Origin of the sequence: Corynebacterium minutissimum (assembly GCF_000805675.1) — a bacterium.
Lineage (GTDB): Bacteria > Actinomycetota > Actinomycetes > Mycobacteriales > Mycobacteriaceae > Corynebacterium > Corynebacterium minutissimum.
The window spans coordinates 202,104-228,878 of the sequence record NZ_JSEF01000012.1 but is presented as its reverse complement, the minus strand read 5'-3'; the positions used below and the strand labels follow the sequence as shown (position 1 = coordinate 228,878).

At 58.7% G+C, this 26,775-nt stretch carries 23 protein-coding genes and 1 pseudogene; 2 read left to right on the top strand and 22 right to left on the bottom strand.

All coding sequences use genetic code 11. The features are described 5' to 3' along the window. Positions 1–54: 54 nt before the first annotated feature. From NX84_RS07375 to NX84_RS07340, 9 genes and pseudogenes are all read right to left on the bottom strand, one after another. Positions 55–687 (bottom strand): MusI family membrane protein, encoded by a 633-nt coding sequence (locus NX84_RS07375; protein WP_039675389.1) that lies wholly within the window; start codon positions 685–687, stop codon positions 55–57. A gap of 101 nt (positions 688–788) precedes the next feature. Next, positions 789–1,703: a carbohydrate ABC transporter permease gene (locus NX84_RS07370; protein WP_039675387.1), complete on the bottom strand. Its 915-nt coding sequence runs from the start codon at positions 1,701–1,703 to the stop codon at positions 789–791. Positions 1,704–1,706: 3 nt separating this feature from the next. Further along, on the bottom strand, positions 1,707–2,552 hold the full coding sequence (locus NX84_RS07365) for a carbohydrate ABC transporter permease (protein ID WP_039675386.1): 846 nt from the start codon (positions 2,550–2,552) through the stop codon (positions 1,707–1,709). 173 nt (positions 2,553–2,725) lie between these two features. Next, positions 2,726–4,060 carry an ABC transporter substrate-binding protein gene (locus NX84_RS07360; RefSeq protein WP_039675385.1) on the bottom strand — a complete coding sequence of 445 codons (1,335 nt, stop codon included), beginning with the start codon at positions 4,058–4,060 and terminating at the stop codon, positions 2,726–2,728. A 398-nt stretch (positions 4,061–4,458) separates the two neighbouring features. Next, the gene (locus NX84_RS07355; protein WP_039675384.1) at positions 4,459–5,706 is read right to left on the bottom strand and encodes a DUF4032 domain-containing protein; all 1,248 of its coding nucleotides are present in this window, start codon (positions 5,704–5,706) and stop codon (positions 4,459–4,461) included. Positions 5,707–5,732: 26 nt separating this feature from the next. After that, complete coding sequence (locus tag NX84_RS07350; protein WP_039675383.1) at positions 5,733–6,863, bottom strand: ABC transporter ATP-binding protein; 1,131 nt, start codon at positions 6,861–6,863, stop codon at positions 5,733–5,735. Between the two features lie 185 nt (positions 6,864–7,048). Next, positions 7,049–7,924 carry a polyprenol monophosphomannose synthase gene (locus NX84_RS13305; protein ID WP_082013931.1) on the bottom strand — a complete coding sequence of 292 codons (876 nt, stop codon included), beginning with the start codon at positions 7,922–7,924 and terminating at the stop codon, positions 7,049–7,051. A gap of 195 nt (positions 7,925–8,119) precedes the next feature. Next, positions 8,120–9,451, bottom strand: a pseudogene (gene lnt, locus NX84_RS13300) (apolipoprotein N-acyltransferase); the annotation flags it as partial. Continuing rightward, positions 9,451–10,014 (bottom strand): FxsA family protein, encoded by a 564-nt coding sequence (locus NX84_RS07340; RefSeq protein ID WP_039675382.1) that lies wholly within the window; start codon positions 10,012–10,014, stop codon positions 9,451–9,453. The gene NX84_RS07340 and the pseudogene lnt, both read right to left, overlap by 1 nt. 70 nt (positions 10,015–10,084) lie before the next feature. On the opposite strand from NX84_RS07340, the gene NX84_RS07335 reads away from it, so the two are divergent. Continuing rightward, the gene (locus NX84_RS07335) at positions 10,085–10,909 is read left to right on the top strand and encodes a cobalamin biosynthesis protein (protein ID WP_039675380.1); all 825 of its coding nucleotides are present in this window, start codon (positions 10,085–10,087) and stop codon (positions 10,907–10,909) included. Here the strand turns inward: NX84_RS07335 and NX84_RS07330 are convergent. Continuing rightward, a complete protein-coding gene (locus tag NX84_RS07330; protein WP_039675378.1) occupies positions 10,906–11,640 on the bottom strand; it encodes an SDR family oxidoreductase in 735 nt (244 codons plus the stop codon). The genes NX84_RS07335 and NX84_RS07330 overlap by 4 nt on opposite strands. Further along, the gene (locus tag NX84_RS07325; RefSeq protein ID WP_111689418.1) at positions 11,640–12,722 is read right to left on the bottom strand and encodes a M24 family metallopeptidase; all 1,083 of its coding nucleotides are present in this window, start codon (positions 12,720–12,722) and stop codon (positions 11,640–11,642) included. Before NX84_RS07325 ends, NX84_RS07330 begins: the two co-directional genes overlap by 1 nt. On the opposite strand from NX84_RS07325, the gene NX84_RS07320 reads away from it, so the two are divergent. Next, positions 12,721–13,413: a trypsin-like peptidase domain-containing protein gene (locus NX84_RS07320; RefSeq protein WP_231913857.1), complete on the top strand. Its 693-nt coding sequence runs from the start codon at positions 12,721–12,723 to the stop codon at positions 13,411–13,413. The two genes, NX84_RS07325 and NX84_RS07320, sit on opposite strands and share 2 nt — an antisense overlap. Here the strand turns inward: NX84_RS07320 and NX84_RS07315 are convergent. The 11 genes from NX84_RS07315 to NX84_RS07265 all read right to left on the bottom strand — a co-directional run bounded on the left by NX84_RS07315 (position 13,400) and on the right by NX84_RS07265 (position 26,743). Continuing rightward, positions 13,400–16,198, bottom strand: a complete 2,799-nt coding sequence (locus NX84_RS07315) for a DEAD/DEAH box helicase (RefSeq protein ID WP_039675374.1) — start codon at positions 16,196–16,198, stop codon at positions 13,400–13,402. The two genes, NX84_RS07320 and NX84_RS07315, sit on opposite strands and share 14 nt — an antisense overlap. Before the next feature lie 78 nt (positions 16,199–16,276). Beyond that, positions 16,277–17,329 carry a twin-arginine translocase subunit TatC gene (tatC, locus tag NX84_RS07310; protein WP_428829327.1) on the bottom strand — a complete coding sequence of 351 codons (1,053 nt, stop codon included), beginning with the start codon at positions 17,327–17,329 and terminating at the stop codon, positions 16,277–16,279. Positions 17,330–17,416: 87 nt separating this feature from the next. Beyond that, a complete protein-coding gene (tatA, locus tag NX84_RS07305; RefSeq protein WP_039675369.1) occupies positions 17,417–17,680 on the bottom strand; it encodes a Sec-independent protein translocase subunit TatA in 264 nt (87 codons plus the stop codon). A gap of 81 nt (positions 17,681–17,761) precedes the next feature. After that, positions 17,762–18,727 (bottom strand): helix-turn-helix transcriptional regulator, encoded by a 966-nt coding sequence (locus NX84_RS07300; RefSeq protein ID WP_039675367.1) that lies wholly within the window; start codon positions 18,725–18,727, stop codon positions 17,762–17,764. Beyond that, complete coding sequence (locus NX84_RS07295) at positions 18,720–19,718, bottom strand: helix-turn-helix transcriptional regulator (protein WP_039675364.1); 999 nt, start codon at positions 19,716–19,718, stop codon at positions 18,720–18,722. The genes NX84_RS07300 and NX84_RS07295 overlap by 8 nt, the downstream gene beginning before the upstream one ends. A 48-nt stretch (positions 19,719–19,766) precedes the next feature. After that, positions 19,767–21,149, bottom strand: coding sequence for a Pup--protein ligase (gene pafA / locus NX84_RS07290; protein WP_052319711.1), 1,383 nt, complete (start codon positions 21,147–21,149; stop codon positions 19,767–19,769). Positions 21,150–21,196: 47 nt separating this feature from the next. Then, positions 21,197–21,388: a ubiquitin-like protein Pup gene (locus tag NX84_RS07285; RefSeq protein WP_039675360.1), complete on the bottom strand. Its 192-nt coding sequence runs from the start codon at positions 21,386–21,388 to the stop codon at positions 21,197–21,199. A gap of 56 nt (positions 21,389–21,444) precedes the next feature. After that, positions 21,445–22,989 (bottom strand): depupylase/deamidase Dop, encoded by a 1,545-nt coding sequence (gene dop, locus NX84_RS07280; protein ID WP_039675525.1) that lies wholly within the window; start codon positions 22,987–22,989, stop codon positions 21,445–21,447. An 11-nt stretch (positions 22,990–23,000) separates the two neighbouring features. Continuing rightward, positions 23,001–24,557, bottom strand: a complete 1,557-nt coding sequence (gene arc / locus NX84_RS07275) for a proteasome ATPase (protein WP_039675358.1) — start codon at positions 24,555–24,557, stop codon at positions 23,001–23,003. Positions 24,558–24,593: 36 nt separating this feature from the next. Continuing rightward, on the bottom strand, positions 24,594–25,430 hold the full coding sequence (locus NX84_RS07270) for a tRNA (adenine-N1)-methyltransferase (protein WP_039675356.1): 837 nt from the start codon (positions 25,428–25,430) through the stop codon (positions 24,594–24,596). A 41-nt stretch (positions 25,431–25,471) separates the two neighbouring features. Continuing rightward, positions 25,472–26,743 (bottom strand): M18 family aminopeptidase, encoded by a 1,272-nt coding sequence (locus NX84_RS07265; protein ID WP_039675354.1) that lies wholly within the window; start codon positions 26,741–26,743, stop codon positions 25,472–25,474. Between the last annotated feature and the right edge of the window lie 32 nt (positions 26,744–26,775).

Below are 26,775 nucleotides of genomic sequence, written 5' to 3'. Positions count from 1 at the left end.
GTGATGACGAAGGGTAGAGGCCCATGTGGGTGCCTCTACCCTATTGTCGTTTTATCAGTCACGTGCTGCCTGCGTCGAGAGCTCTGGCCACTGCAGCGCAAGCTCAGCTAGGTAAATGGCGAGGGCCGGGCCGAGCACGGCGAGGAAGAATACGTAACTCCCCCATTGTTCCGGGAAAAAGAACGGAAAGAGAACCAAGAGCACACCTGGCGCAATGGCCAGGAGTGTTCGAGGTAAGTGCGCTACTGCGTTGGTTATGGCTGCTGCACACCGACGCCGAAACCCAATGTTCGGCGCATCGAGATGGAAGAACCACACACTGATGCAGCTCAGTACGATGAGTCCGGAGATAAGTGCGGCACGTAAAACGATACCCATGTGCCCTAGGTCGGCCCTTGCAATGATGGCGAACTCATATGCAGTTAGCCCTACTGCTGCGAGACAGATGAGCCACCAGGCGGTATTGGTCCATGGACGGGTGAGCAAGTTCCGGATGAATGCGGAACCACGTCGCGAGCCCTCCTCCCGAACCATGTGACCGGTGACCTCGTGAGCCGTACGCAGCGACATCCCTCCGGTTACCACTGGAAAACATGTGATGACGACAAGCACGTTGACGATGACAAGGTCAGCGAACAGGCTCAGAACGGCATAGAACTTCGATTCGGGCCCTAGGAAGCGGTTCATGGTTTCCTAACCTATCGGATGTGAGCTGACAACAGAGAACAAGCCTCCCGACTGGTTACGGGAGGCTTGTTGACACGATGGTGGTTCGAGGCCGAGATTGCTTAGCCCTTGACCGCGCCCGCGGCCACGCCTTCGATAATGTGCTTCTGCGTCGAGAAATAGAAGATGACAATCGGAATGATGGCGAGCACGAGCATGGCCATCATGGCACCCATATCGCGGTTACCGTTGGAACCGACGAAGGACTGGATAACCACCGGGATGGTCTTGTAGCGGGTCGACAAACCAATGACCAAGTACGGTAGCAGGTAGTCGTTCCATACCCACATGGCGTTAAGAATGGCAACCGTTACGGCAGTGGGCTTGAGCATAGGCCACACCACGCGGAAGTAGTTCTGAATCGGGCCACAGCCATCAATCATGGCGGCTTCCTCAACATCGATAGGAATCGATTTTACAAAGCCTGCAAACATGAACACCGAGAGTCCAGAACCGAAGCCCAAGTACAGGACCACAATTCCTAGTGGGTTATTGAGGTGGAGCATGTCAGCAATCTTGACCGTCGGGAACATGACCATCTGGAACGGGATAATCATGGATACGACGAACAGGTAGTACAGCAAATTAGTCCACCAGGTCTTGACGCGCGTGATGTAATAGGCCGTCATGGCGGAGAAGAACACGATGACGATAACGGAGAGAATCGTGATGACGAAGGACCACAGCGTGGCCTCAAGGAAGCCCTGCTTGGTGAGTCCCACCATGAAGTTCTCAAATCCTACCCAGGTTTCGCCAACCGGCAAGGAGAACGGGTCCGAGGAAATCGCGAACTTCGACTTGAAAGAGTTGATAAAGATGAAGAGGATCGGGCCAAGGAACACGAAGGTGAAGAACACCAGGATGGCGTAGATCACGAACTTGGCAGCACCCGACATGCGGGTTTCATTGTCTGAAGGTAGTTTGTGCTCCTTCTTCTTGGTGGCCGGAACGGCTTGCGCTGAAGTGCTGGTAGTCATGACTTAAGCCTCGATTTCCTTGGAGCGGGTCGCGCGCAGCTGGAAGTACGCGATGACGACCACAACGACGACGAAGATGACGGCCTTGGCCTGTCCCACGCCTTCGACGTTCATTCGGTTGAACAGCGTGTTGACGATGTTGAGCGCCACCATTTCCGTCTGTCCGCCAGGCGCACCGTTGGTCAGTGCTAGGTTCTGGTCGAAGAGTTTGAAGGAATTCGACAGAGTGAGGAAGAGACAAATGGTGATCGATGGCATGACCATCGGGATGGTCACGTGGCGGAGCATTTCCCACTTGTTAACGCCATCAAGCTCAGCGGCTTCGATGAGTTCTGGTGGAACGTTCTGCAAGCCGGCGATGTAGATAATCATCATGTAGCCAATGAGCTGCCAGTTGAGCAGCATGATGAGGCCGGCGTAGCCGAACTTCCAGTCGGCCGAAATCGTGGTGGCATAGTTGGCGAGGACCGCATTGATCATCGTCTGCCAGGTGTAACCCAGCACGATGCCACCGATGAGATTAGGCATAAAGAACACTGTGCGGAAGAAGTTGGTACCTCGCAGTTTGCGGGTCAGCATCCACGCCAAGAGGAAGGCGAAGACATTAACGGTGATCACCGAGACGATGACCACGAGGACGGTGAAACCGAAGGCTGAGATAAAACCTTCGCGTTCGGAGAAAGCTTTGACGTAGTTGTCAATGCCCACCCACTTGGCGTTGGTGATTGTGGTGAACTTCGTGAATGACAGGAAGAAACCCACGATGAATGGGACCAAGAAGGCAATCATGAATGCCAGCAAGGTGGGCAAGACAAAGACTGGGAAGTACTTCTTCAGCGTTGCTTGCATGGTGGTGAGACCTTCAATTCAGTAAAACTGTGTGAGTGAATCGTGCGCGGCTCGCACACGCGGTGTGTGAGAGCGTCTGCTTCCCCTCCCCCTGCGTTGACTGCTCTTGAGAGGGGTAGCACACGCCCCCACAGAGGGAGCGGGCTGGGGCCGTAGCCCCTAGGAGTTATCAATTAACCCCAGTTGGTTTCCTTTTCAGCGGCCCAATTGTCCTTAAACTGAGCAACAACATCCTCCCACTTCAAGGTGCCGGAGGCGTACTGCGAGAGAGCCTGGCCAAAGTCATCCTTGAACTGCTGGGACGGGAAGTACTGGAAGTTCCATGGATACGTGGTGAGATCCTTGTTTGCGATGGCCTCTGCCACCTGCTTTGCCAGCGGATCGCTTGGAGTGTCTTCCTCGGTGTAGGACTCGAATGGCGCGATGAAGCCTAGGTCGTTGACCACGTGCTCCTTGCCTGCATCAGAAGTAAACAGCCAGTCGACGAAGTCCTTCGTGGCCTGCTGGTCTGCTTCAGATGCCTCGGAGTTGATGCCGAGGTAGTTCTCGGTACCAACGTTGAGGCCAAACTTCTCCTCATCCGGAAGGCCCATGTACATCGGGAGGAACTTAATCTTGTCTTCCTTCACCACGTTGCCAGAGGTCTCAGAAATCTGGGACCATGCCCAGTTACCGTTCTGGACCATGGCGGCCTTGCCTTGGGCAAACTCAGCCATGGAGTCGGTCACCGTCTTGGACGGAGCGAGAGTCTTTTCCACGGTGGAATTGTCCAGGTAGAGGTCGAAGAGGTTCTTGAACTCCTTGTTGTAGGAGAAATCAATTTCGTTGGTGTCTTCGACGTTCTTGTCCTGGTACTCCTGCCAAATTGGGGCGTTAGCCAGGTGAGTCTGCCAGCGCCAGTCTTCACCAGAGGTCAAGGAGGTGGAAGCGAAGGCGCCGTCAATGCCGAGCTCGTCCTTCTTGGACTGCATATCCTTGGCAACTTCCTCGAGCTTCTTGTAGCTGGTGATTTCATCGGTGGACTTGATCTTTGCGCCAGAGGTTGCGATGTACTTGTCGAAGATCTCGTCGTTGTAGATGATTCCGAATCCCTCTACAGCAAACGGAACACCGCGTACTTCGCCGTCCTCGGTGGTGAGTGGCGGAATATCCTCGGTGAGCTGCTTTGCCACCTCAGTATCGGACATGTCAGCCATGTAGTCCTGCCAGGTGATGAATCCTGCCGGGCCGTTTACTTGGAAGAGCGTCGGGGCTTCGTCCTTACCAATCTCAGCCTTGAGCGTCTGCTCATAGGAGCCGGAGGCGGCGGTAACGACCTTGACCTTCACGCCGGTTTCCTCGGTATAGGCCTTAGCAATCTCTTGGTATGCGGCATCCTGCTCAGGCTTGAAGTTCAGGAAGTAGACATCGCCTTCGTCGTCTGCAGAACTGGAGGAGCAAGCTACGAGGCTGGCGGCGGCAAGCATGGAGGCCATGGTGACCGACGCGATGCGAGTGAGACGCTTCATTGTTTCCTCATCTTTCTTGATGAAACGCGGGTTAAAGGGGCGTGCAGTAATCGCTGACCCCTGCGTATGTGGTTATCTCCGGGCCATTGTCCTCAGTAAAGAAGAGGCGCCCGGCGCCTACTAGTTGTGAAACTAACGGGATATATCCGGTTATGAACTAGTTAGCCTGACTCCTACTTTAGTGAGATAATCCACATAAACAAAAATAAATTGCACGAATACGTCCGATTGTGACCATATGCATAGCCAAGTGCCCGTAAATGCCCCATTTATGGGGGCATACGGACTCAAATATGGGTTCTAGAACAAGGAAGTGCGCCTCAGAAGTTTGTAGATCTGTTGGTTCACAGCGTTAACTAGGGCGCGCGGGCGGTTATAACAAATCGCCGATCTTGTGACTAAAGCTCTGCGTCGGAACTGCGTGAAACCGTTCGTAAAAGCCGTGCCTCATCGCGGCGAGATGGCAGTACGGTAGCGAGATACGACTCGGTAGCCTCTGGGAGAGAAACGGCTTCTCCCCTATCTTGAGAAAGAAACCAGCGGTGATCCGTAATCTCGTGAAACACCTGGGCTGGTTCAAGCTTGCCCAGCATGTCATCCGGAATGGCGGCAATGGTGGGTTCGTATTCATGAGTCATCCAGCGGTGTGCGGCTTGGGTAAGGCCGACATGGGGACTGCATTCTACTGCTTGGTAGGCCTGAATGGAGCTGAGGAGACGCTGGGCCTGGTGTTCCTCCACACTCAACCCTGTGAGACTGAGGAGCTGCGCGCGGTAATGCCCTGGGTCCACCACAACGGGCCGGATACGGACGGTGTGCTTGGAATCGTCCTTGGTGACCTTGAGTTCGCCCACTTCGAACCCCAGCTGATTGAGGCGATCAATGCGCTCGGAGACTTTCCAGTACTCGTTCGCGTCCACAGATTCTTCCGCGGTGAGTTCCTCCCAGAGCTCGAGATACGAGGACTCGACGAGGCTGCCGAGCGCGATAGCATCGATGTCCGCGTCTAAACAGTCACCCGCTTGTAGGTCCATGAGTTCGCCGATGATGTTTACGCGGGCAATGTCGAGGTCGTAAAGCCTGCGTGACTCGGACAGATTTGGCTGAAATTCCCCTGTTTCAGCGTCAACGAGGTAAGCCGAGTAGGTCTCGGCATCACGCCGGAAAAGCGTGTTGGACAGGGACACATCGCCCCAGTAAAAGCTGAGCAGATGCATGCGCACGAGCAACACGGACAAGGCGCGGATGAGCTTCTCAGCCTCCACGGTTGTCAGTTGTCGGGAAAAGATTTCACGGTACGGCAGAGAGAATTCCAGGTGCTCGGTGACCAAAGCAGCAGTGAGCTCGCCATAGTCCTCATCCGCAGGATGGCGGCCAGTAATTACCGCAACCGGACGGACGCTAGGCGCCCCTAAGCGCTGGAGTTCGCGAAGCATCTTGTACTCATGATGAGCAGTGCGCACACCAATCTCCTTCACCGCGACGATGCCTCGCTCGACACCCACAAAGCGAACGATGTGCCTAGAAATACCCCTAGGCAGCGCGGCGATGAGTTCATCGGGCCAGTGCTCCAAAGGGGTATCCCAGGGAAGCGTCAGCAATGCTGACGCATACGTCGAGGAGGTGATGCTCATGGACTCCTTCATGACAGGTCACCTCTTTCGCAGACGTCTTAGGGCAGACGGACGCCGGTCGATGCCGAGAAGTTGTGTTGGCCGCCCTCAGCAATGCGGGCATGGAACACACTGCCGGGAGCGGGCGCGGTGTTCGGAGCTGCGCGCACGACGATCTGACCAGACTCCGGAACGTCCTCGGCCGAGGAGCCAAGGTCACCATCGCCAACGAGCTTGCCGTAGAGGAAGGAATCGGAACCAAGCTCCTCCACGAAGTCCAAGGTAATCGGGATGGAGTGCTCGGTGGACTCGCCTTCGGGGATGATCTCCAAGGCTTCTGGGCGGAAACCGATGGTAATCCGGTTGTTGTCCTCCGGAGTCATTGCGGCGAGGGTTTCTTCAGAGAGCGCGATACGCGCCTGGCCAGAGGTTGCCACCCCATCCTTCACCGTGAAGGTACCGAGGTTCATGGCTGGGGAGCCAATAAAGCCGGCGACAAAGACATTGGCCGGGCGGTCATAGAGCTCGCGCGGGGCACCAACTTGCTGGAGGTAACCGTCCTTAAGCACCGCGATGCGGTCGCCCATGGTCAAGGCCTCAGTCTGGTCATGGGTGACGTAGACGGTCGTGACTCCCAGCTTGCGCTGTAGCGCGGCGATCTGGGTACGAGTCTGGACGCGGAGCTTGGCATCGAGGTTCGACAGGGGCTCATCCATGAGGAAGACCTGCGGGTTACGAACGATGGCACGGCCCATGGCCACGCGCTGGCGCTGACCACCCGACAGTGCCTTCGGCTTGCGCTCGAGATACTCCGTAAGGCCGAGGGTTGCTGCTGCCTCATCGACTCGCTGGTTAATTTCGTCCTGCGACTTGCCAGCAATCTTGAGGGCGAAACCCATGTTCTCGCGCACGGTCATGTGGGGATAGAGCGCGTAGTTCTGGAAAACCATGGCAATGTCACGATCACGCGGGGCAACATTGGTCACGTCCTTGTCGCCGATGTAGATGGCGCCATCTGTGACGTTTTCCAGACCTGCCAACATGCGCAGCGTGGTGGATTTACCACATCCGGACGGGCCGACGAGAACGAGAAATTCGCCATCGGCAATGTCCAAATTGAACTTCTTTACGGTGGGCTCTGAGGCGCCAGGATAGGTCAGAGTAGCGTCTTTGAACGATACGGTTGCCATTGCAGTGTCTCCTCCATCGGCAGGTACGTGCCGAACGATCCTTAGTGTGAGAATGACGTGAAGTGAATCACGTTGCACGGTGAAAAGTGCTACTTACGACATTAGCACTGCACCTGGTCATTACCACAAAAGCCCGCAAGCAATTTTCTGCTTACGGGCATTAAGGGCGGGAGGCAAACCGGTGTTTAGCGCTTCAACGTGTTGGAAACCAAGTGGGTTACATCGTTTACGAAATCGCTGATTGCGTTCTTTGCCTTGGTAGCCTTGGCACCGAGCTCTAGATCGTCCACGGTGCGGCTGGCAAGCTTGGATACTTCACCGCTGAAATCGCTGACCTGTTCCGAGCGGTGCGCGATTCCCCACTTGGTGACCTCGAGGAGAGAATCCTTAACAAATGAGCCGTCCAGCTTGGACTCGCCCAGCTCACGCTCGGTAAAGGTAATCGGGACCTCGCGAACATCAAAGCCATCCTTGATTGCGCGGAAGGCCACGTCCACCTGGAAGATGTAGCCAGCCTTGGACAAGCTGTCGAAGTCGAGATGCTCAAGCAGTTCACGGCGGAACGCACGGTAACCGGCGGTCATATCGTTAATACCTGCGCCAAGGGCGACAGAAATGTACCTATTGCCTAGGCGTGAGAGCAGCTCGCGGTTGGCCGGCCAGTTCACGGTTTCACCACCCGGAACATAGCGCGAGCCGATAACGAGATCTGCGCCCTTGTCGATCTCTTCGAGCAGCAGGTGCAGCTGCTCCGGGGCGTGAGAGCCGTCCGCGTCCATTTCGCACAGCACCTGGTAGTCTTTTTCCAAGCCCCACTCGAAGCCAGCAATGTAGGCACCCAAGAGGCCGCCCTTGCCTTCGCGGTGCAGGACGTGCAGGTTAGCGTCCTCTGCAGCCAGCTTGTCGGCTGCTTCACCGGTGCCGTCCGGGGAGTTATCGTCCACGATGAGAATGTGAACCTCCGGGGTGGCCTCGCGCACGCGGCCGGTGATAAGTGGCAGGTTCTCAATCTCGTTGTAGGTAGGGATAATGACCAGGGTGGATTCGCGGGTCGAGCTCACTAGTTCTTTGCTCCTTAAGACTTCTTTTCTAGGCGCGCTGCCGCGTGACACGCGGGTGGAATAGACCGCCAGCAGCGCGCAGACCGTTCCAATGATAACCATGAGCCATTGCAGGATCGAACCATAACGCACCGCAAAAGTCCGGCCTTCTCTTAAGGGAAGCTCTTCCTCAAGATAAGCCGGTTCAAAGATTCCGCTCGCCTGGCTGACACTGCCATCCGGATGCACAATGGCGGAGACCCCCGAGGTGGCGGCGACGATGACCGCACGGTCAGTCTCCAATGCCCGAAGCCTGCTCATAGCGAGCTGTTGGTAAGTCATGTCCGAGTCACTAAACGTCGCGTTATTCGTGGGCGTGGTAAGTATCTGCGCCCCGTTGTTAATCGCTGTGCGGAAGGCTTGATCAAAGCTCACCTCGTAGCAGGTAGCAACGCCCACAGTCGTGCCAGCCATGGTGACCACGCCTGGGCCATCTCCTGGTTTCATATCCCCGGCAAGGTCCACCAGATCGGTGATCTTGGCAAAGAAGTCCCGCATCGGCATTGTTTCACCGAAAGGCTGCAAATACTTCTTGTGGTGGTGCTCTCCTACCGTGCCATCGGGATTGAAAACCTGCATCGTATTGCGTGCTCCCACCTCATCAGTGGTCAAGGTACCGACGAGGATAGGGGCATCGATGTCGTGAGCGGAGGCGTCGATAAGCGCCCGCGCGTCTTGGTTGGTGAAGGGATTGATATCGGAGGCGTTTTCTGGCCAGATGACGATGTCGGGGTGCGCGCCATCCTGGGCAGCCTGTTCGGTAACCCGGACATGGTTGTCCAGCACCGCGCGGCGTTGGGCAGCAAAATCCAAGCCGAGGCGTGGAACGTTGCCCTGGACTGCCGCAGCCGTTACCGAGCCCGTCGTGTTACCGGGACGATTGATGCCGAAGCCTGCGAGAAGACCCGCGAGCAACGGCAGCGCCATGAGCGCGCAGGCAAGTTTCGGTGCGCGGGCTAGACCGACCAGGCCCGCCGCGACACACACCACGGCAAAGGAGATCAGCGCAGGTCCGCCCCATGGCGCGAGGTATGCCAGGGGACCTTCAATCTGCCCCCAAGCCAGACGCACCCACGAGAACCCACCGAAAGGCACCGAGGACCGTAACAACTCCACCGCGACGTAGAAGAAGGGAAAGAGCGCGAAGCCATGGCGCCACCGCAACAGGGCCGCCCCACCGATGCCCAACAGAATGCTGTAGAGGGACAAAAAGATCGCCAGCGCAATGTAGGGCATACTGCCGACGAGCTCACCAATCCACGGCAGTGTGAACAGGTACAGCACCGCACTGTGCACCGCGGCGATGAGGGCAGCCCACGCAAGCGTCGGCTGAAGCTTCGACACATCACTCCGCCACGGCGACAACGCTGCCACGAGCAGCGCAATGCCAATGATGCCAGCAGCCCACCAGCCGCGTGGTTCGACGGCAAGAAACGTGATACCGCCGGAGACAGCGGCCAGTATTAGGCGCGCGAGTACCTCTACCACTACTTCTTGCCGTCCCCGAAGTCCTCAGGCTTGACGTGCTGGGTCCACTCCCGCAGCTCGTCTTCATCAATGACCTCGTGGTTAAGGTTGTTCGGATCCGTCGTCCCCGATGGTCCCATAGATCCAAAAGAACCATAGGAATCGCGGTGCTGGGCCATTGGTGAGGCCTCATACACACGCACACCGAGGTTCTCAATCTTCTTAAACATGGATGCGGCCAAGAGCGTTCGGATAATAGAACGCGTCGGTGCAAAGATCAGCAGCGCACCCAATATCGTGGACACAAAACCCGGCGCAGAGAGCAGCATGCCGCCTACCATGGTCAAACCCACATTTCCTGCGGTTTTACCTGGCGTGGGGTCTTCCATGACATACATGCCGTCCCCGGTCTGGCGGATGCGGGCAGACATCATGCGGCGCACCTCCCAGCTGGCGATAGTCATGCCGAAGAGCATGGTAAGCCCTAAAGCAAGCAGGGCCCACAGAACGCCGATCCAATTCGCGACGGCCCAGAAGGCGAGGGTTTCCAGAAGGATGTACGCGATGAACAGAACAAAGGGCATGCCGCCTACCCTACTTGGTTTACCTGCCCGTTCGCTGTTACCCCTCCCTGGGCAATTAGACTGAGTCATCATGTCTCATACCTTGCACTTCTATCCCGCTGGCGGCGTGGTGACACCTGAGCAGTGGCTGGCGCTGGGCCAGGCCGCGCGCGAACACGCTGATGGTTACGTCTACCTCGATGAGCACAGCGTGGTTACCCTGCGTGGAGTGGACGACGAAGCCGATATGAGCAGTGTGTCACTGCCCCACAGCGCCCCGCACGTCGTGGCCTCTCCGCTGTCTCTGCATGCTCGTACCTTGGCTGTGCGCGTGGCTGAGGAGCTCGCTGCGGCGGTGCCGGAGCACGAGGCTGTTTACACGCGCTTGGTGCACACCGTCGTGGGCATCGACGGCGGCCACGGTGACATTGTGGCGCACGGAGTGTCGCTAGGCCTACAGCTGCAGAACCCGGCAAATACCACGTCGGTGCGCCTTATCCAGGATGGTCGTGTGTCCGATGAGGCGCTGGCGCTTGACGACGCCCTCCCCGCCCTCATCGATTCCGTTCTTACGGCGGTCACGAGCGACGCCGTTGCGAGCGAAGCTACGTCCTCCGCCGAAGCTGAAGGAGCCCACTCGGATCGTGGTCCCGCAGCATCGGCACAGGCGCCCATCGGTTGGCTTACTGAGCACACTGCTGAGGGCCGCGTCGATTTGGGCGCAGGTTTGCACAAGGGCGTTCTGCCGGGCGAGTACGCGGGGCTGATAGCACAGCTAGATGTACCTATTACGGTGACACCGTGGCGGGGCTTGGTGCTCCATGACCTTGCGGATGGTGATGCGGACGTCGTCCTGCGCGTCCTTGCTCCACGCGGCTTTATTTTCGACGCGCAATCCCCCTATCTGCAGGATTAACGCGGCATGTGTCGCCAGATGGGGCGCGGCACGAGCTTCATAATCCAGGCCAAGAGCTGAAGCGCGCGTGGAATCCATAGCGTGCGCGAGCCTGAACCGGATTCAATAGCCCGCGCGACGGCTTCCGCGACGACGTCTGGCGTCACCGACAACGGCGCCGGCTTCATACCAGTTGTCATGGAGCCGATAACAAAACCAGGACGTGCGGTTATGAGTGCCAAGTCCGTGCCGTGCAGTCGGTCCGCTAGGCCCTGGCAGAAAGCATCCAGCCCAGCTTTGGTCGAGCCATAGACATAGTTGGCACGGCGCGCCCGCCACCCCGCAATCGACGAGAAAGCGACGATATGGCCAGAGCGCATGACATCGGCCAACACGGTGAGCATGGATACCTGCGCCGCATAGTCCACCAGCGCGATGTCGAAGGCATGGGCCTCGTCGTGTTCGGCACGTTCTTGATCCCCCAAGATGCCGAAGGCAACCACGGCCGTGGTGATGGATTCGCCCGCTAGCTGTGCCGCGCGCTCGACGACGTCTCGATGACTCTCAACTTCAGTGGCATCAAAGGACAGGGTATGGACGGCGGTGGCTCCTGCATCGGATAGCTCCTTGTGTAACTCCTCCATGCCGTGCTCGCCCCGTGCTGCCAGGACGACCGGGCGGTCATGGCACAACCGACGAGCGAGCTCTCCGCCAATGTCGCTGCGCCCGCCAAGAATCAACAGAGCACCCATTAGCGCAGCTCCCGGGGTGCCTGGTTGAGAGATTCGTGGCCTTCCGCAGTGGTCACCACAATGTCCTCTAGGCGCATTCCCCATTTACCTGGAACATAGATGCCTGGCTCGATGGAAAACGCCATGGACTCAGTGAGCTCCAGCCCATTGCCTTCCATGATAAAAGGCTCCTCGTGAGTAGACAGCCCAATGCCGTGGCCCGTGCGGTGCGTGAAATGCTCACCCCAGCCGGCTTCCTCAATGATCTGGCGGGTTACACGGTCAATTTCTTGTGCACTTACGCCGGGGCGTGCCGCTGCACGTCCCGCCGCCTGCGCCTTCTCCAGCACTGCATAAGCCTCACCGAAATCGGCCGGTGCTGCAGCGACATCACCACCGACGACATACGTCCTCGTGCAATCGGAATGGTACCCCGAAGGCAGCGTGCCACCAATGTCCACCACAACGGGATCGCCGGCAGACAGCACGCGGTCACCATAATCGTAGTGCGGGTTCGCACCGTTGGCACCGGAACCGACGATGATGAAGTCAACCGCGCTGTGTTCGCGCAGTATGAGCTGACGGAGGTCCTCTGCTACCTCTGCCTCTGTGCGGCCTGGCTGCAGGAGACGAGGCACCTCGATGTGGACCGCATCGATTGCGTGCGCCGCCGTGCGGAGCTGATCAATCTCATCGGCATCTTTGCGAGTAAAGAGCTCAGAGAGGGCGTCCGTGGCTAAGACATAGGATGCTCCGTCGAGCAGAGCTTGGAAGCGCAGCACGTGATCGGCCGTTAGCGTCGAACCTAACGCTACATGGTGCGGGCTAAGCCCTTCCAAGGCCAGCGCATACGGATCCTCACCGTCTTTCCACCCGCGAAGCTCGGCGTCGACGCACTTAAGGGACTCAATATCGGTGCTCGGAGCCACGATTTCCGGCTCAGCATCGGGGCGCAGCACTAAGCAAGTAAGCCGTTCATGGGAAGACACCCAGGAGCCAGTCAGATAAGCGAATTCAGCGCCAGTGCCCAAGAGAGCCACGTCAATGCCGTGTGCGGCCACTGCCTCACGCGCGCGCGAAAGACGGGAAGCGTAATCAGTCATGCCCGTCAGCTTACCCGTCATGCTGGGCCGTACCGAGTGCCGAACTGTGCGCTTCCTCGATAGGCTAGAGCACGTGAAAGCTCATCCTGCTGTCGTGAAAATCCGCACCCGCAACGGGTACTGCTCGGGTGTATTAGTGGACTCCTCACTTGAGCCACGAACTCAGCACCGCGCTGAACTGGTCCTGACCTGCGCGCACTTCTTCCGTGACGGCCTCGAAGAGAGCGACCAGTACAAAGTCAGTGGTGGTTTTAGCCGGCGAATTAAAGCCGTGCGCACCATCGACGGCACCGATATGGCACTGTGTGCGCTCGATTCTCCAGCTCCTGCTCGCGACGTGCCCGGAATTGCTGCACAGACCCCATCGTTCCGTGATCCGATTTCTACGTGGGGATTCGGGGGCAAGGCGCGTCGCGCACAGCTGCGTCAAGGACTCTTTCTTATGCCCTTCTTCCGCGTTTGGTCGGTGGACTTTCGCACGACGGTCTCGCCCGCCGGCATGGTGTTTAACACACTTCCGGCTGTGAAAGGTGATTCAGGTGGCCCAGCATTCCTCAATGACGAGGTCGTAGGTACCCAAGCTCTCATCCTCAATCCTTTGGGCAAGAACCTTCGCATCGCTACCTTGGCGCTGGTTGCGCCCCACCGCCGAGCACTCATCGCGGCGGCCGCGGACCTTAAGCGCCGATAGCCACCACTCCTCGCTGAATAGCGTCTATGGCGCGCCGGGCATTGCGGCGAATTTCGTCCTCGTAGCCGGTCTTGGCTATTTGTTGGAGCAGGTCCACCACCTGGCGGCACCACCGCACGAAGTCACCCGGGGTAAGCTCAGCGCCCGCTTCGTTGGCGGCGGCCATGCAGTAGGCCAACGGTGCACCTGCGGTCCACTGGTGAATGGCGAGCGCAAAAGCAGGTTCCGGCTCACGAGTTTGGGGCAGGTTATGCCGCTTTTCATCAGCAACAAGTTCGGTATAAATCCGCCACGTAGCCTCCATGGCGTCCGCCATGGGATCGGTAGCTGCGCTCGCCTCACCGCGTGTGGCCTTGCGGTTTTCAAAGACACAAAGGGAAGCCACACCAGCTAGTTCTGCTGGGTCTAGCTCGTTCCAGATACCTCTCTTGAGACATTGCGCTACGAGGAGGTCCGATTCGGAATGAATCTTGGCCAAGCGCTCACCTTCGTCGGTGATGACGGGCTCGCGGTCATCACCGTAGCCCTCAAACTCGACATAATCCATCTCAGCGAGGAGGTCGACGATGCGCTCGAAGGTGCGGCCCAAGGTATCCGTGGCACGTTCCACCGTAGTTTCGAGCTTTTCCAAGTCCCGCTCGCGACGAGCCAGCTTCTGGGCTACACCGGCTAGCTGTTCGCGGTCAGTAGCCGGCCAATGGTGGACTGGGTGTTGGCGAATCGCATCGCGTAGCTCTCCCACCTTTTTATTGGGACGGTGTCGTGGTTCCGTACGCATCTTTTTCGGCCGCTTGTAGAAGTCCCGCTTGAAGGCATCCTGAACATATTTGTTGTTGCGGCGCGGATTCTTCTGCACTCCGCGTGGCAGCTTCATGTGGCCCACGGTGATGGGTGGGTTCTCAATACCTTCGGCGTCGATGCGCCCGGACCATCCTGTTTCGGTGGTGACCCACGGGCGGGGATCAGCGGTTTGATTAGCTGGAGTAATAACGACTGCCAAGGTGGGGCGCTTGCGTGTAGCGATGGCGATGACGTCACCTACCTGGAGGCGTGCAAGGACAGCGGCGACTTCCTTGCGGCGCTCGTGTTTCTTATTGGCTTGGGCGGCCTTCTCTTCCTCAGACAGCGCACGGCGCAGACGCATATAGTCCATGAGGACCTCGGCGGCATCATCACCGTCTTTTGTAGGTGGTGCTAGGTGGGAGATGGCGTCCTCAAGTTGCGCTCTAAGTTCGCGCACGCGGTGTTCCGCACGTTCAATCTCACGGGTTTCTTCCACCACGGAACCGTCTGCTTGGAACTGAGCGAAGGACTTCTCCAGCAAACGGAGAGACTCGTCAAAGCCGAGCATGCCGAGCAAGTTAATCGCCATGTTGTAGCCCGGTTCAAAGGTGGAAATGAGCGGGTAGGTACGTGTTGAGGCAAGCCCGGCGACGGCTTGAGGGTCCATAGCTGGCGCCCACTGGACAACGGCATTGCCCTGCGTATCGATGCCACGGCGTCCCGCGCGTCCGGTGAGCTGCGTGTACTGTCCCGGGGTGAGGTCGACGTGAGCCTCACCGTTGAATTTGATGAGTTTCTCCAGCACCACCGTGCGCGCAGGCATATTAATGCCAAGGGCCAAGGTCTCAGTGGCAAAAACAGCCCTGACCAAACCCTTGACGAAAAGCTCCTCCACGATGTGCCGGAACGCCGGCAGCATACCGGCATGATGGGCGGCGAACCCACGGGATAGCGCTTCGCGCCAACGCTTGAAGTCCAAAACCTGCAAGTCTTCTTCCGGGATTCCTTCCACTCCGCGGTCCACGATGGCCTTGATTTCGGTTGCTTCCTCCGGAGCGGTCAGAACCATGCGGGAGCGCAAGCACTGGTAGAGAGCGCCATCGCAGCCAGCCCGGGAGAAGATAAAAGTAATTGCCGGCAGCATGTTCATGGACTGCAGCTCTTTGAGCACCTCTGGACGGCCGAGTGGGCGGTAGCGGTCCTGGGCGCGGGGCGCTCCGCTGCGCCTGTCACCACCTTTGTGGCGGGCACGAGAGCGGAAGCTGGCACGTTTGTACTCGTAGCGTTCGTTGCCGTGATCGGACGTGCGCTCCCCCGACTCCAGCCGCTCAATGCGGCGCGCCAATTCGGTGTTGACCTGTCCGCCGGAATCCGGCTCGAAGAGCGGGTAAATCTTACGCCCCACCATCATCCATTGATCCAGCGGGACTGGGCGCTTCTCTGAGACGATGACGGTCGTATCTCCACGCACGGTGCTGAGCCATCGACCAAATTCTTCTGAGTTGGAAACGGTTGCGGAAAGACCAATGATGGAAACATGTTCATCTAGGTTGAGGATGACCTCTTCCCACACGGCTCCACGGGAGGCGTCTGCAAGGAAATGGATTTCATCCATGACCACGTGAGTCAGCCGGTCGAGCGCACCAGAGCCGGCATAGATCATGTTGCGCAGGACCTCAGTCGTCATCACCAAGATGTCCGCGGAGGAGTTGATGGAAACGTCACCAGTGAGCAGGCCGACGGCGTCTTCGCCATGCGCTTCGACGAGATCGTGATACTTCTGATTGCTGAGGGCCTTAATCGGTGTGGTGTAGAAACAACGTGTGCCCTGGCTCAACGCTAGTGATACGGCAAATTCACCCACGATGGTCTTACCTGCGCCAGTTGGCGCACAGACCAAGACACCATGACCGTCCTCGACGGCCTGGCAACCTTCGACCTGGAAGTCATCCAGGGAGTACGGCAGGGCGCGGGTAAACTCATCCAGATGCGTCAGTGTCATAAGCACCCAGGGTACCTGCCCAGCGCACCTTCGGCGCAGTGAGTCGCCTGTCTCAATTAGAGGTTGGAAACGGCAGGTCTAGAGTACGTCGTCGAAGAACCCACCCTGGGGCGGCTGTGTACTTGGCTGGGAGCTCTGCGGTGAGGCCTTAGAGGGGGATGGAGACGCCGAGACACTCGTCGGGGCTTCAACGGGAGTCGGTGCCTCAATGCCGCCTGGTCCCTCGCCCAGTGGAGAGGCTGTCTCATCGTCAAGGTCCATCCACTCGGGGCGCGTACGGTTTCGGCGCTTGTCGTTGATTCGGCAGAACTGGAAAGCGATCTCTACGAGCAAGACCAGTGCCAACGCCAAGACCAACATGGAGAAAGGCTCTTGACCTGGAGTGACTACTGCGGCGAAAATCATAATCACGACGATGATGATGCGGCGTTTGTCCTTGACATGCTGGTACTCCAAGACACCGACCATATTGAGGCACACGATGAGCAGCGGGATTTCGAAGCTCACGCCGAAAATCATGAGCAGCGCTAGCAGGAAGTAGAAGTACCGCTCACCCGTCAGGGCTGCGGTCTGGAATTCCTCACCCATGCCCATGAGGAACTCTAGGCCGACGGAGAGGATAAAGTAGGCCAGCACAGCGCCAAGGACGAACAATACGACTGCCGAGAAGACAAAGAAGAAGGTGAAGCGGCGTTCGTTCTTGTGCAGGCCGGGGACGATGAAGGCCCAGATTTGGTACAACCACACAGGTGAAGACAGCACTGCACCGGCAAGTGCACCTACTTTGAGGCGCAGCAGGAGCATCTCAAAGGGACTGGTGGCCAAAAGGCGGCATTCGCCGTCGGCAGTGAAGGATACACGGCTTTCCTCAGGCAGTGAACAGTATGGTCCACGAAGGATTTCGCCGAGGGGAGCGATGTTAAACGGGGCGTTTTGGTACCAAATAAACCCCACAATGGTGCCCACAACGAGCGCGAGCAGAGAGATGACAATACGCCTGCGTAGTTCTTGCAGGTGCTGAACCAGGGTCATCTCCCCGGTAGGGTTCTTAGGCTTGCGCCGAAGCTTTGAGGTCCACTTCTGCCTGCGAGACGTTGTCGTCGTAGTTGGTGGTGTGCTCCTATCGCTCAAGGCACACGTCCTCCCCTCTCAGGCAGAAAGTTGTTGTTAGTGGTGGGTGGGCCGCGTCTAGTTCTGTGCGTTCTAGTTCTGTGCGTTCTAGTTCTGCGTGCCGTCGACCGGCTTGGTGGAGCGCGGCTGCATCTCCGGGCTATTCCAGAAGTCCTCGTCGTTCTTCTTCGATGCAGCGATCTGGCCCTGCTCGTTAGTGGTGTTGTTCTCGTCCTTCATCTCTTTGACCTCGGACTTGAAAATGCGCATGGAGCGGCCGAGAGAACGGGCCAGCTCTGGGAGTTTCCTAGCACCAAACAGCAGCACAATAACGAGGACGACAAGGCCGATTTCCAAAGGTCCCACGGTCATGGGGATGCCCCTTCTTTCGTAGTTGGTGGTGCGCGCTGTAAAGGAAGACTTCACCATACAACGGGCGCACGCAGAGAGCTCTTAATCTGGGTGTTGAGTATAACGCTCCACGGCGCGTTTTCTATGCTGCGAAATCGTCTCAACCAGTTTCTCAGGCCCCACAACACGCAATCTATCACCCTGACCGAGGGCAAAACGGCTAAACCAGTCTTCCGATCCGACCGGCATCGTTGCAGCTATGAGGCCATTTCCTAACTCTTCGCCAAGAGTGATGTCATAGTGCTCGGCTAGCCAGGTGAACTCTTGGTGAATCTCAATCTGCGCGGTGAGAGTGTGATCTAGACCAAAGGGAGAATCGGGGTTAAAGTCCAACTCCCTCACGTGAGGGGTCGCGGCAGTATCGAGGACCTCAACATTGTGCATGCGGTCAAGGCGGAACGTGCGGTGCTCCCCTGCTGAGTCATCCCACGCCGCTAGATAGGGTTCACCATCCACGATGAAGATGCGCGCTGGGTGAACGGTGCGTTCCGTGGTTCGATTAGAGGACATGCTCCAGTAGGTAAAACGCACCTGCTGGCGCTTGTCGACGGCTCTCGCAAGCGCCGCCTGCACCGCGGATTCCTCGGGGTCGCTGGTGGCTAGGGAATCGTAGATAGCCGCGGTCTTGTCGTCCATGATGGCGCGCAGTTTGGAGGCGGCGGAATGGACCGCGGAGACGTCGACAAGCCCCGGCATTGCTTCCAAGGATTCGAGGGTGAGCAGCAGCGCGCCGGCCTCCGTCGGCGTAAGGCGCAACGCTTGGGTCAACCCTTGGTCATTGTAGATTTCAATGCCATCGCGATAGCTGAAGCTCAAATCAATGAGGTCTTCAGTATTGCGCCCCACACCGGAGCGAAAGAGCCTATCGATGGCATCTTTAAGCTCCACGGGCGTCATACCGAGGTCTTCTGCAGCTTCCATAGGGCTCAGTCCCGGATGGCTACGCAGGTACGGGATGAGGTTGAGGGAGCGCACAAGCGCCTGCAGCTTGCGAGACTGATCAGCCATGGGCTTCCTCCTCGCGGGCACTGCGAAGCAAGGCCAGGATGTCGAAGCGGACGCCCTCGGGTTCGAGGACAACCACGTCCGGCGCATATCCTGCGGCGGTGCGGACGAGCCAATCACGGTCGACGTCGTAAAGCTCGACATGCCCATCTGAGCGCCGCGTCCCCGCATCCACTAATTCCGCGGCCTGGCCTTGAGGTACCTCGAGCACTGCCGTGACGGTCTCACCTCGCTGTAGGGCTGCGACGACGAGGTCTTGCAGTGGTGCACTCTGCTCGAGATGCGTGGCCTCTTGGCGGGAACGGCGCACATCATCGATACGCGTAGCGCGAAACGTGCGCGGAGCCTCGCGGTCAGCGTCCCAGCCCACGAGGTAGACACGGTCACGGTGATTGACCAATCCCCAGGGATCCATGACTCGGCGCACCGGCTCGGAGGCCGGAGTGGCGTAGTAATCAAAGGAGATACGCACGCCAGCGCGGACCGCAGTGAGGACAGCCTTGACCAGCTCCGGGCTGAGCTTAGTCATGTCATTGACGGCCGTATATACGGGCGCTCCAGAAAGATCACGCGAAGCACCCGAGGCAGCAATCTTGGTCCACGCAGACAAACTGAAGTCGCTTAAGCCACCGGGAGTGCCAATACCTCCGGCCACGCCAAGAACCATGGCTTCCTCGGGAGTGAAATCGACCGGCGGTAGCTGGTAGTCCTCCGGGTTGAGCCGGTAAAGCGGCCCCTCAGCGCCACTGGAATGCACCACCGGCACACCGGCGCGCTGCAGTGTACGGATATCGCGGGAAAGCAGCTTGCTAAAGGCATCGTCGCTTTTGTCCTGGTAGCCCTCGACATGGCTGCGAATCCAAGACGCACTCCGGTCTGGAACACCTCCCTGGTGAGCGGCGCCGTGCAACGCGAAGGCGAGGTTGGTGAGCCTTTCAATAGCCATATCCCGTGCAGGAGCCCGAGTGGCTGCACGGTCAGTGGACGACGGCATAGTGCTAGGCTCCTTCAGGCTCAAGGCTGTGGTTTACACGCTATGGTGCTAAACGCTGTGATGCGAACGCATGTAGTCTAACAATCCATCCAAGCGCGGGTCCGCGGACACGAAGGGCTCGGAGAACTCCTCCGTCATCGGCTCTGGGCGGTTGACCTTCATCCGTGTCCAATCCACAGTGATGGCCGCATTGAGCTCACGCGCGGTGGCAAGGAACTCACCGCGCAGCTTGGCACGTGTAGTCTGAGGCGGCTCCTCAACGGCAGCAGCGATGGCAGCATCATCAATCCAGCGCTTAACCATCCCGCGCTGCTCCAGCACGCTATAGAGCCCGCGTCCGGGGCGAATATCGTGGTAGGTCAGGTCAATCTGGGCCAGCTTGGGGTGGCTCCACTCCCCTCCTAGACGGGTGCGGTAGCGCTCCAGAAGGCTTCGCTTGATGACCCAATCGATTTCACGGTCGATACCGGAAAAATCCTGAGTATCGATGGCCGCGAGCGTACGCTGCCACAGGTCAACTACGCGTGCCATCTCTGCGGTAGGGGTACCGGCATCGTCGCGATGGTCGAGCCAACGCGTGGCGGCATCGCACAAGGCCTGTTGGACCTCTAAGGCGGTGACCGTGGAGCCATCGGCAAGCGGCAGAGCCGTGCTCCCCGTGGGCTCGAGAGCAATTGCGCGAATGTGGTGGATAGGGTCCTGCACGGAAAACTGCGGTACGTCGAAGCCTGCCTCAAGCATCTCCAGCATGAGCAGCGCGGAGCCAACCTTGAGCGCTATCGTTGGTTCCGCCATGTTCGAGTCACCCACGATGACGTGCATGCGCCGGTAGAGCTTTGAATTGCCATGCGGCTCATCGCGCGTATTAATGATTGGCCTTGATCGAGTCGTCGCCGAGGACACGCCTTCCCATACCTGGTCGGCGCGTTGCGACAGCACAAAACGCGCCGGCTCATCGCCCTTAGCCTTCTGGATCATTCCAGCGCCACAGATGAGCTGGCGGGTAATCAAGAATGGCAGCAGTGCCTGGCCCAAGTCCTTGAGCACAACGTGGCGGCTTATGAGGTAATTCTCATGGCAGCCGTAGGAGTTTCCAGCAGAATCCACATTGTTTTTGAACAGGTAGACTGCGCGTTCTTCGCCTTGAGCGGCGAGAGCTGCTTCTGCTTGTCGAGCGAGGCGGTCCACCATCACATCACCGGCGCGCTCGTAGGCGATGAGCTGGCTCAAGCTATCGCACTCCGCTGTAGCAACTTCTGGGTGGGAACCCACGTCGAGGTACAAGCGCGATGCGTTGGGAGCGAAGATATTCGAGGAAGAGTATTCCGCCACGACGGGGCGAAAAAGTAGGCGGGCAATCTCATCAGGGGACAATGCCCGCTGCCCGGAAGCCGCGGAGGCGGTGATACCGTACTCTGTTTCAATGCCCATGATGCGCCGAGCGTATACAGGCGCAGTATTGGCGGTGTTCTCCACCTTTATTCGCCGCCCTTTTGCACGTAGGAGCGCACAAACTCTTCGGCGTTGGACTCCAGCAAGCCATCGATCTCATCGAGGAGATCGTCGGTACCAGCGGTGTTGATGCTGACCTGACCGGCCTCGAACTCTTCGGCGTTATCACCGGAGTTGTTGCCGCCGCCGGCGTTGATCTGCGATTGGTTACCACTCATGGTGAAGGCTCCTTTCGTGAGCTGCAAACGAGATGACGCAGGTTAAAACGCGCGCTCTAATACAACGTAGGGTACTCGATGGGCACGCCCAGCTGGCGTAGTCCCTCCACGAATTCTTTCGCATGCGCGCTGGATTCGAGCAGCGTGCCGACGTCTTCCCTCCCCAGCCGCGTAGTCACATCGAGGGGAACATGGGCAGCGCCGGACTCGGCGCCGTTGGATTCGCCAACGCGGAATGTCAGCGATTGCCAGGAGGCGGCGAGGACGTCCTCACCAAACTTCTGGGTGGCGCACCCGCGCAGGTAGGCGCGAGTATCACTCGGTGGATTCTCGGCGGCGTGGATAAGCTCCTCTTCGGTAACGAGTGTGCGCATCTGTCCTTTGCGCACGAGCGCGTGGTGAAGGGACTTGGCGGGATCGATGTCGGTGTACTGAAGATCGATGAGTGCGAGCTTGGGATCCTCAGGGGCGACACCACGGTCGAGGTAGCCCTTGATAAGGCGGTACTTGGCTACCCAATCCAGCAGGTGTGCCGCTTTCAAGGGGTTGTCTGCAAGAAGACTCACAACCTCGTCCCAGGCAGCGAGGACCTTCTCGTCTGCTGCTGAGGTGGCAGTGACGCGCTCGCGGTAGACACGGAGGATGTCGAGGGCGGTGAGGCGACGGCCATCGTGAAGCACCAGCTCATGACTCAAGGTGAGGTCGCGGCTGACACGCTGAACCTCGGCCACGGGATCTGCCAAGCGCAGGTCACTAAAGTCGACGCCGTCCTCGATGGCATCGAGCACAAGCGAGGTCATGCCGAGCTTGAGGAGATTCGAGGTCTGTGACATGTTGGCGTCACCAATGATGACGTGGAGGCGGCCAAAGTCTTCTGCCACCGCATGCGGCTCGTCGCGGGTATTGATGATGCCGCGGTTAAGCGTGGTTTCGAGGGAAATCTCGGTTTCGATATAATCCGCGCGCTGGGAAATCTGGAATCCGGGTTCATCGCCATCGGGGCCTAGGCCCATGCGGCCGGCGCCCGTCACTACCTGGCGGGTTACGAAGAAGGGAATCAGGCCCTGGGCAATGTCCTTAAAATCGGCACCACGGGAGTATTGGTAGTTCTCGTGGCTGCCGTAGGACGCACCTTTGCCGTCGACGTTGTTCTTGTAGAACTTCAACGGCGGGCACGGCTCGTGGTGTGCGAGGACCGAGGTTCCCTGGGCTGTGAGTTCGTTGACGGCATCAGCTGCGCGGCGCAGGATGAGGTCGCCGGCGGCGTCGTACAGCATGGCATCCCACGCGTTTGTGCATTCTGGCGAGGAGTACTCGGGGTGGGCATGATCGACATAGAAACGGGCACCATTGGCGGTGACCACGTTGGCGACGCCGATTGCATTGGGATCCACCACGGGAACGGTGTGATAGCGCTTGAGATCAAACCCACGGCTATCGCGCAGCGGGTGTTCCTCACGGAAATCCCAGCGCGAACGCGCCCCGGTGTGCAGCGCAGCATAGGCCACGACGGCATGTGTCGAGGTCACGATCGGAGACAACACTGGGTTCGATGGTGTGGCGATACCGTACTCGGTCTCAGTACCCATGACTCGGTTGATACGGCTCATCGTTATGCTCCCATCACTTCGACGCCGGTGACGTGTGCGCCGGCAGAGGTACCGGCGACGATCTTGGCCCATTCTTCCGGTGTGGCGGAGGTCGGCACGTACTCGGATTCAGCCTGTTCCGCGGCGATGGCCTCGTGGAGGTGCTGTGCGGTAATTCCAGGACCAGTTCCATCGGCTGAGTCGAGCGCTTCTTTAAGGGCGAGCTTCTTCGCACGAGAGACGATATTGGCAATCATCGCACCAGAGACGAAATCACGATAATGCAGCACGCGCGGCTCCGCATTGGCGTAGAGCAGCCGAACGAAGGGGCGGTCAGCGTAGAGATCGTCGACGGCGGTGTCGATGAGCTCCGCGAGATCGCCTTCGTGCGGCACTGACTCTGGGAAGTGGCGGAAAAAGATCTCGCGCGCGCCGTCTTTGGTGGGACGGTTGATGCGAATCTTGATATCGAGGCGCCCTGGGCGCATAATTGCCGGATCAATGAGCTCTTCACGGTTGGTCGCACCGATGACGATGACGTTGTTGAGCTTTTCCACGCCGTCGAGCTCCGTAAGCAGCTGTGGGACAACTGTGGTTTCCATATCGGAGGACACGCCTGAGCCGCGAGTGCGGAAAATGGATTCCATCTCATCGAAGAAGATGATCACTGGGCGTAGGCTGCCGTCTTCGGAAGGCTCAGAGGCCAACTCGCGGGCGCGTTCAAAGATGAGTCGGATGCGACGCTCGGTTTCGCCAACATACTTGTTGAGCAGCTCCGGGCCCTTGACGTTGAGGAAGTAGCTCGGGGCAGTTGCTCCCAGAGAACTGGACAGAGAATGCGCCACAGCCTTGGCAATGAGAGTCTTGCCGCACCCGGGAGGGCCATAGAGCAGCACGCCTTTGGGCGGCTGGAGATCGTATTGCCGGTAGAGGTCTGGGTGCAGGAAAGGCAGCTCCACAGAATCCCGAATCTGGGAAATCTGCTCATCCAGACCGCCGATGTCATCGTAGGAAACGTCTGGAACTTCCTCGAGGGTCAGCTGCGCCACCTCAGTCTTGTGCACGCGTTCGGCCGCGACGGCGGACTTGGGCTCGATTAGAAGGGTATCGCCCGCGCGAACCTCGTCCCGCAGGTGCGCGGCGAGCACAACGACCTGCTCCTCCCCTGCGGAGTTGGTGATGACCGCACGGTCGGTGCCGAGGCGCTCATGAAGCGTGGCAAGCGAGCCCGTTTTGACCGGCGCACAAGCTTCCACTACAACAAAACCTTCGCCCAAGCGCACCTGCTGGCCCACCTTTAACGAGCCAGGCTCGAGGTTGGGTGAAATCTTCACGCGCATGACGCGGCCATTGGTATACACCTCAGCATCGCGGCGTGAATCGTGTGGCCGGCCGGAATAGCCTAGGAAGACTCCATACGTGGAGGCAGGTTCCGCCAAAGCGTCAACTTCAGCCAGAAGCTGTTGGAGCTTGATGCGCGCATCCTTCAACAAGGCGGCGAGCTTAGTGTTGCGCTCAGAGAGTTGATCAATCTGCCGGCGCAACTGGGTGTGCTCGGAGGCGTGGGTGGCATCGTTCATAGGATCCACCCTAGCGCGCGTACAGGCCCTTACCCCCTACTTTCGTGCGCGGCGCTGCGGGCGGGGCGGCGTGACGCCGTCGGCAAGCCGGCGCGTCCAAATCAGGAAGGCAGTGTGGGCGTTCATGCGGTGCTCCGGGCGCGTAGCGAGGCCCTCCACCTTCCACTCGCGCACGAGAGACTCCCACGCCTTGGGCTCCGTAAAGCACTTAAGCTCACGGATGCCTTCCATCACCTTCATAAGCTGTGGCACGGTGGCCACATAAGTCATGAAGACGCCACCCGGAATGAGGATGTCACGTACCTTTTCTAGATGCTCCCACGGCTCGAGCATGTCGAGGATGACGCGGTCCACAGGGCCGCCCAGATCCTCGACGGTCACATCTGCCAAGTCCCCCAGGCGCGGGCTCCACCACTCGGGCTGCTCGCCGAAGTATTCCTTGACGTTGTCCACCGCGTATTCGAGGTGATCATCGCGGACTTCATAGGAGTACACGTGGCCTTGAGGGCCCACGGCACGCAGCAGCGTCATGGACAATGCACCGGAGCCAGCACCGGCCTCAAGCACGCGGGCACCCATGAAAATATCGCCTTCGACCAAGATCTGTGCGGAGTCCTTGGGGTAAATCACTGCTGCACCGCGCGGCATGGAGAGCACGTGATCCACCATGAGGTGGCGGAAGAGGAGGAAGGAGCTGCCCAGGGAGGAGTCGATGACCGATCCTTCATCGAGCCCGACGATGTCATCGTGATTGATGATGCCCTTGTGCGAGTGGAACTGGCCTCCCTCTTCGAGGAAGATGGTGTAGTGACGGCGCTTAGCATCAGTAAGCTGCACGCGGTCGCCGTAGCTGAAGGGGCCAGAATATGCCATAGCGTTTAGGGCCTTTCACAAGTGAGGGAGGGATGTCCGGGTTAACCCACCAAGTATGCCTCAAGAGCCTGGCCGAGCCATAGTTGGTCACGTTCGCCCACAAGCTCGCGGGCGGAGTGCATCGACAGCATCGGCACACCGACATCCACAGTGGGGATACCCAAACGCGTGGCAGAGATTGGACCAATCGTGGAGCCACACGGCACATCATTATTGCCCACGAAGCGCTGGTACGGAACACCTGCACGGCGGCACGCGTCCTCCCAGAGATTCACCGTGACAGCATCGGAGGCATAACGCTGGTTGCCGTTGATCTTGGTCACGGGGCCCTGGCCGATGATTGGATGATGCGTAGGGTCGTGTTTTTCAGCATAGTTTGGGTGCACCGAGTGCGCTGCATCTGCTGATACACAGCTGGAGCGGGCAAACATCTGGAAACGCTGCTCCTCGTTCGCGCCGAGCGCACGCGCGGTACGCGTGAGCACGTCTCCCAGGATGGGACCGCCGGCACCATAACGGGAGGAGGAGCCAACCTCTTCGTGGTCAAATGCGGCCATCACCAGAATGTCCTGGTTGTTAAGCGCTGCGCTTGACGACGCCACTCCAACCATCGCCCGCAGCGAGGCATGAACGGAGGATAGATTATCCATACGCCCGGCAGCGATGAGCTTCTCCCCCGCGCCGAAGACCTCCCCGCGGTGGGCATCCGCAGTAATGAGATTGAAGGAGGCAATGTCATCGGGTTCAACGCCGAGCTGGTTGCCGATCACGCCCATCACGGAGGTCTCTGGCGTACCTACGGAGAGTACCGGCTGCATGTGGCGTTGACGGTCCGGCTTGAATTCATCCTTGCGGTAGAGGTGGATGGCCAGCGAAGGCAGGCGCAGGAGCGGACCAGTGTTGACGAGATGGCGGGAACCATCCTTGGTCAAAACTTGGCCGCCCACGGTGAGCTCGCGATCAAACCAACTGTGCAACAAAACGCCGCCATAGACTTCCACAGCTACCTGTTGCCACCCAGCGGAATCGAAGTCCGGAGTGGGCTTGAGGGCAAGGCCTGGGGAGTCGGTATGAGAACCGATGATGCGGAATCCGGATTCAGGGCTAGCCCCTTCCGGTACATACCACGCCATGACTGCGCCTCCCCGCACCATGACGTGTCCACCTGGTTCGGCTGACCACTCCTCGTTTTCCTCCTGGCGGCTAAATCCCGCCTCCGTCAGCTGGCGCGCTACTTCTTCAGCAGCGTGGTAGGAGGAGGGGCTAGCAGCGATGAAATCGAGAAAGTCTTTCGTGGTATCCGTCGTAGTCATACCTTCTAGCTTGCCACGGTTGGCAGCAGTGC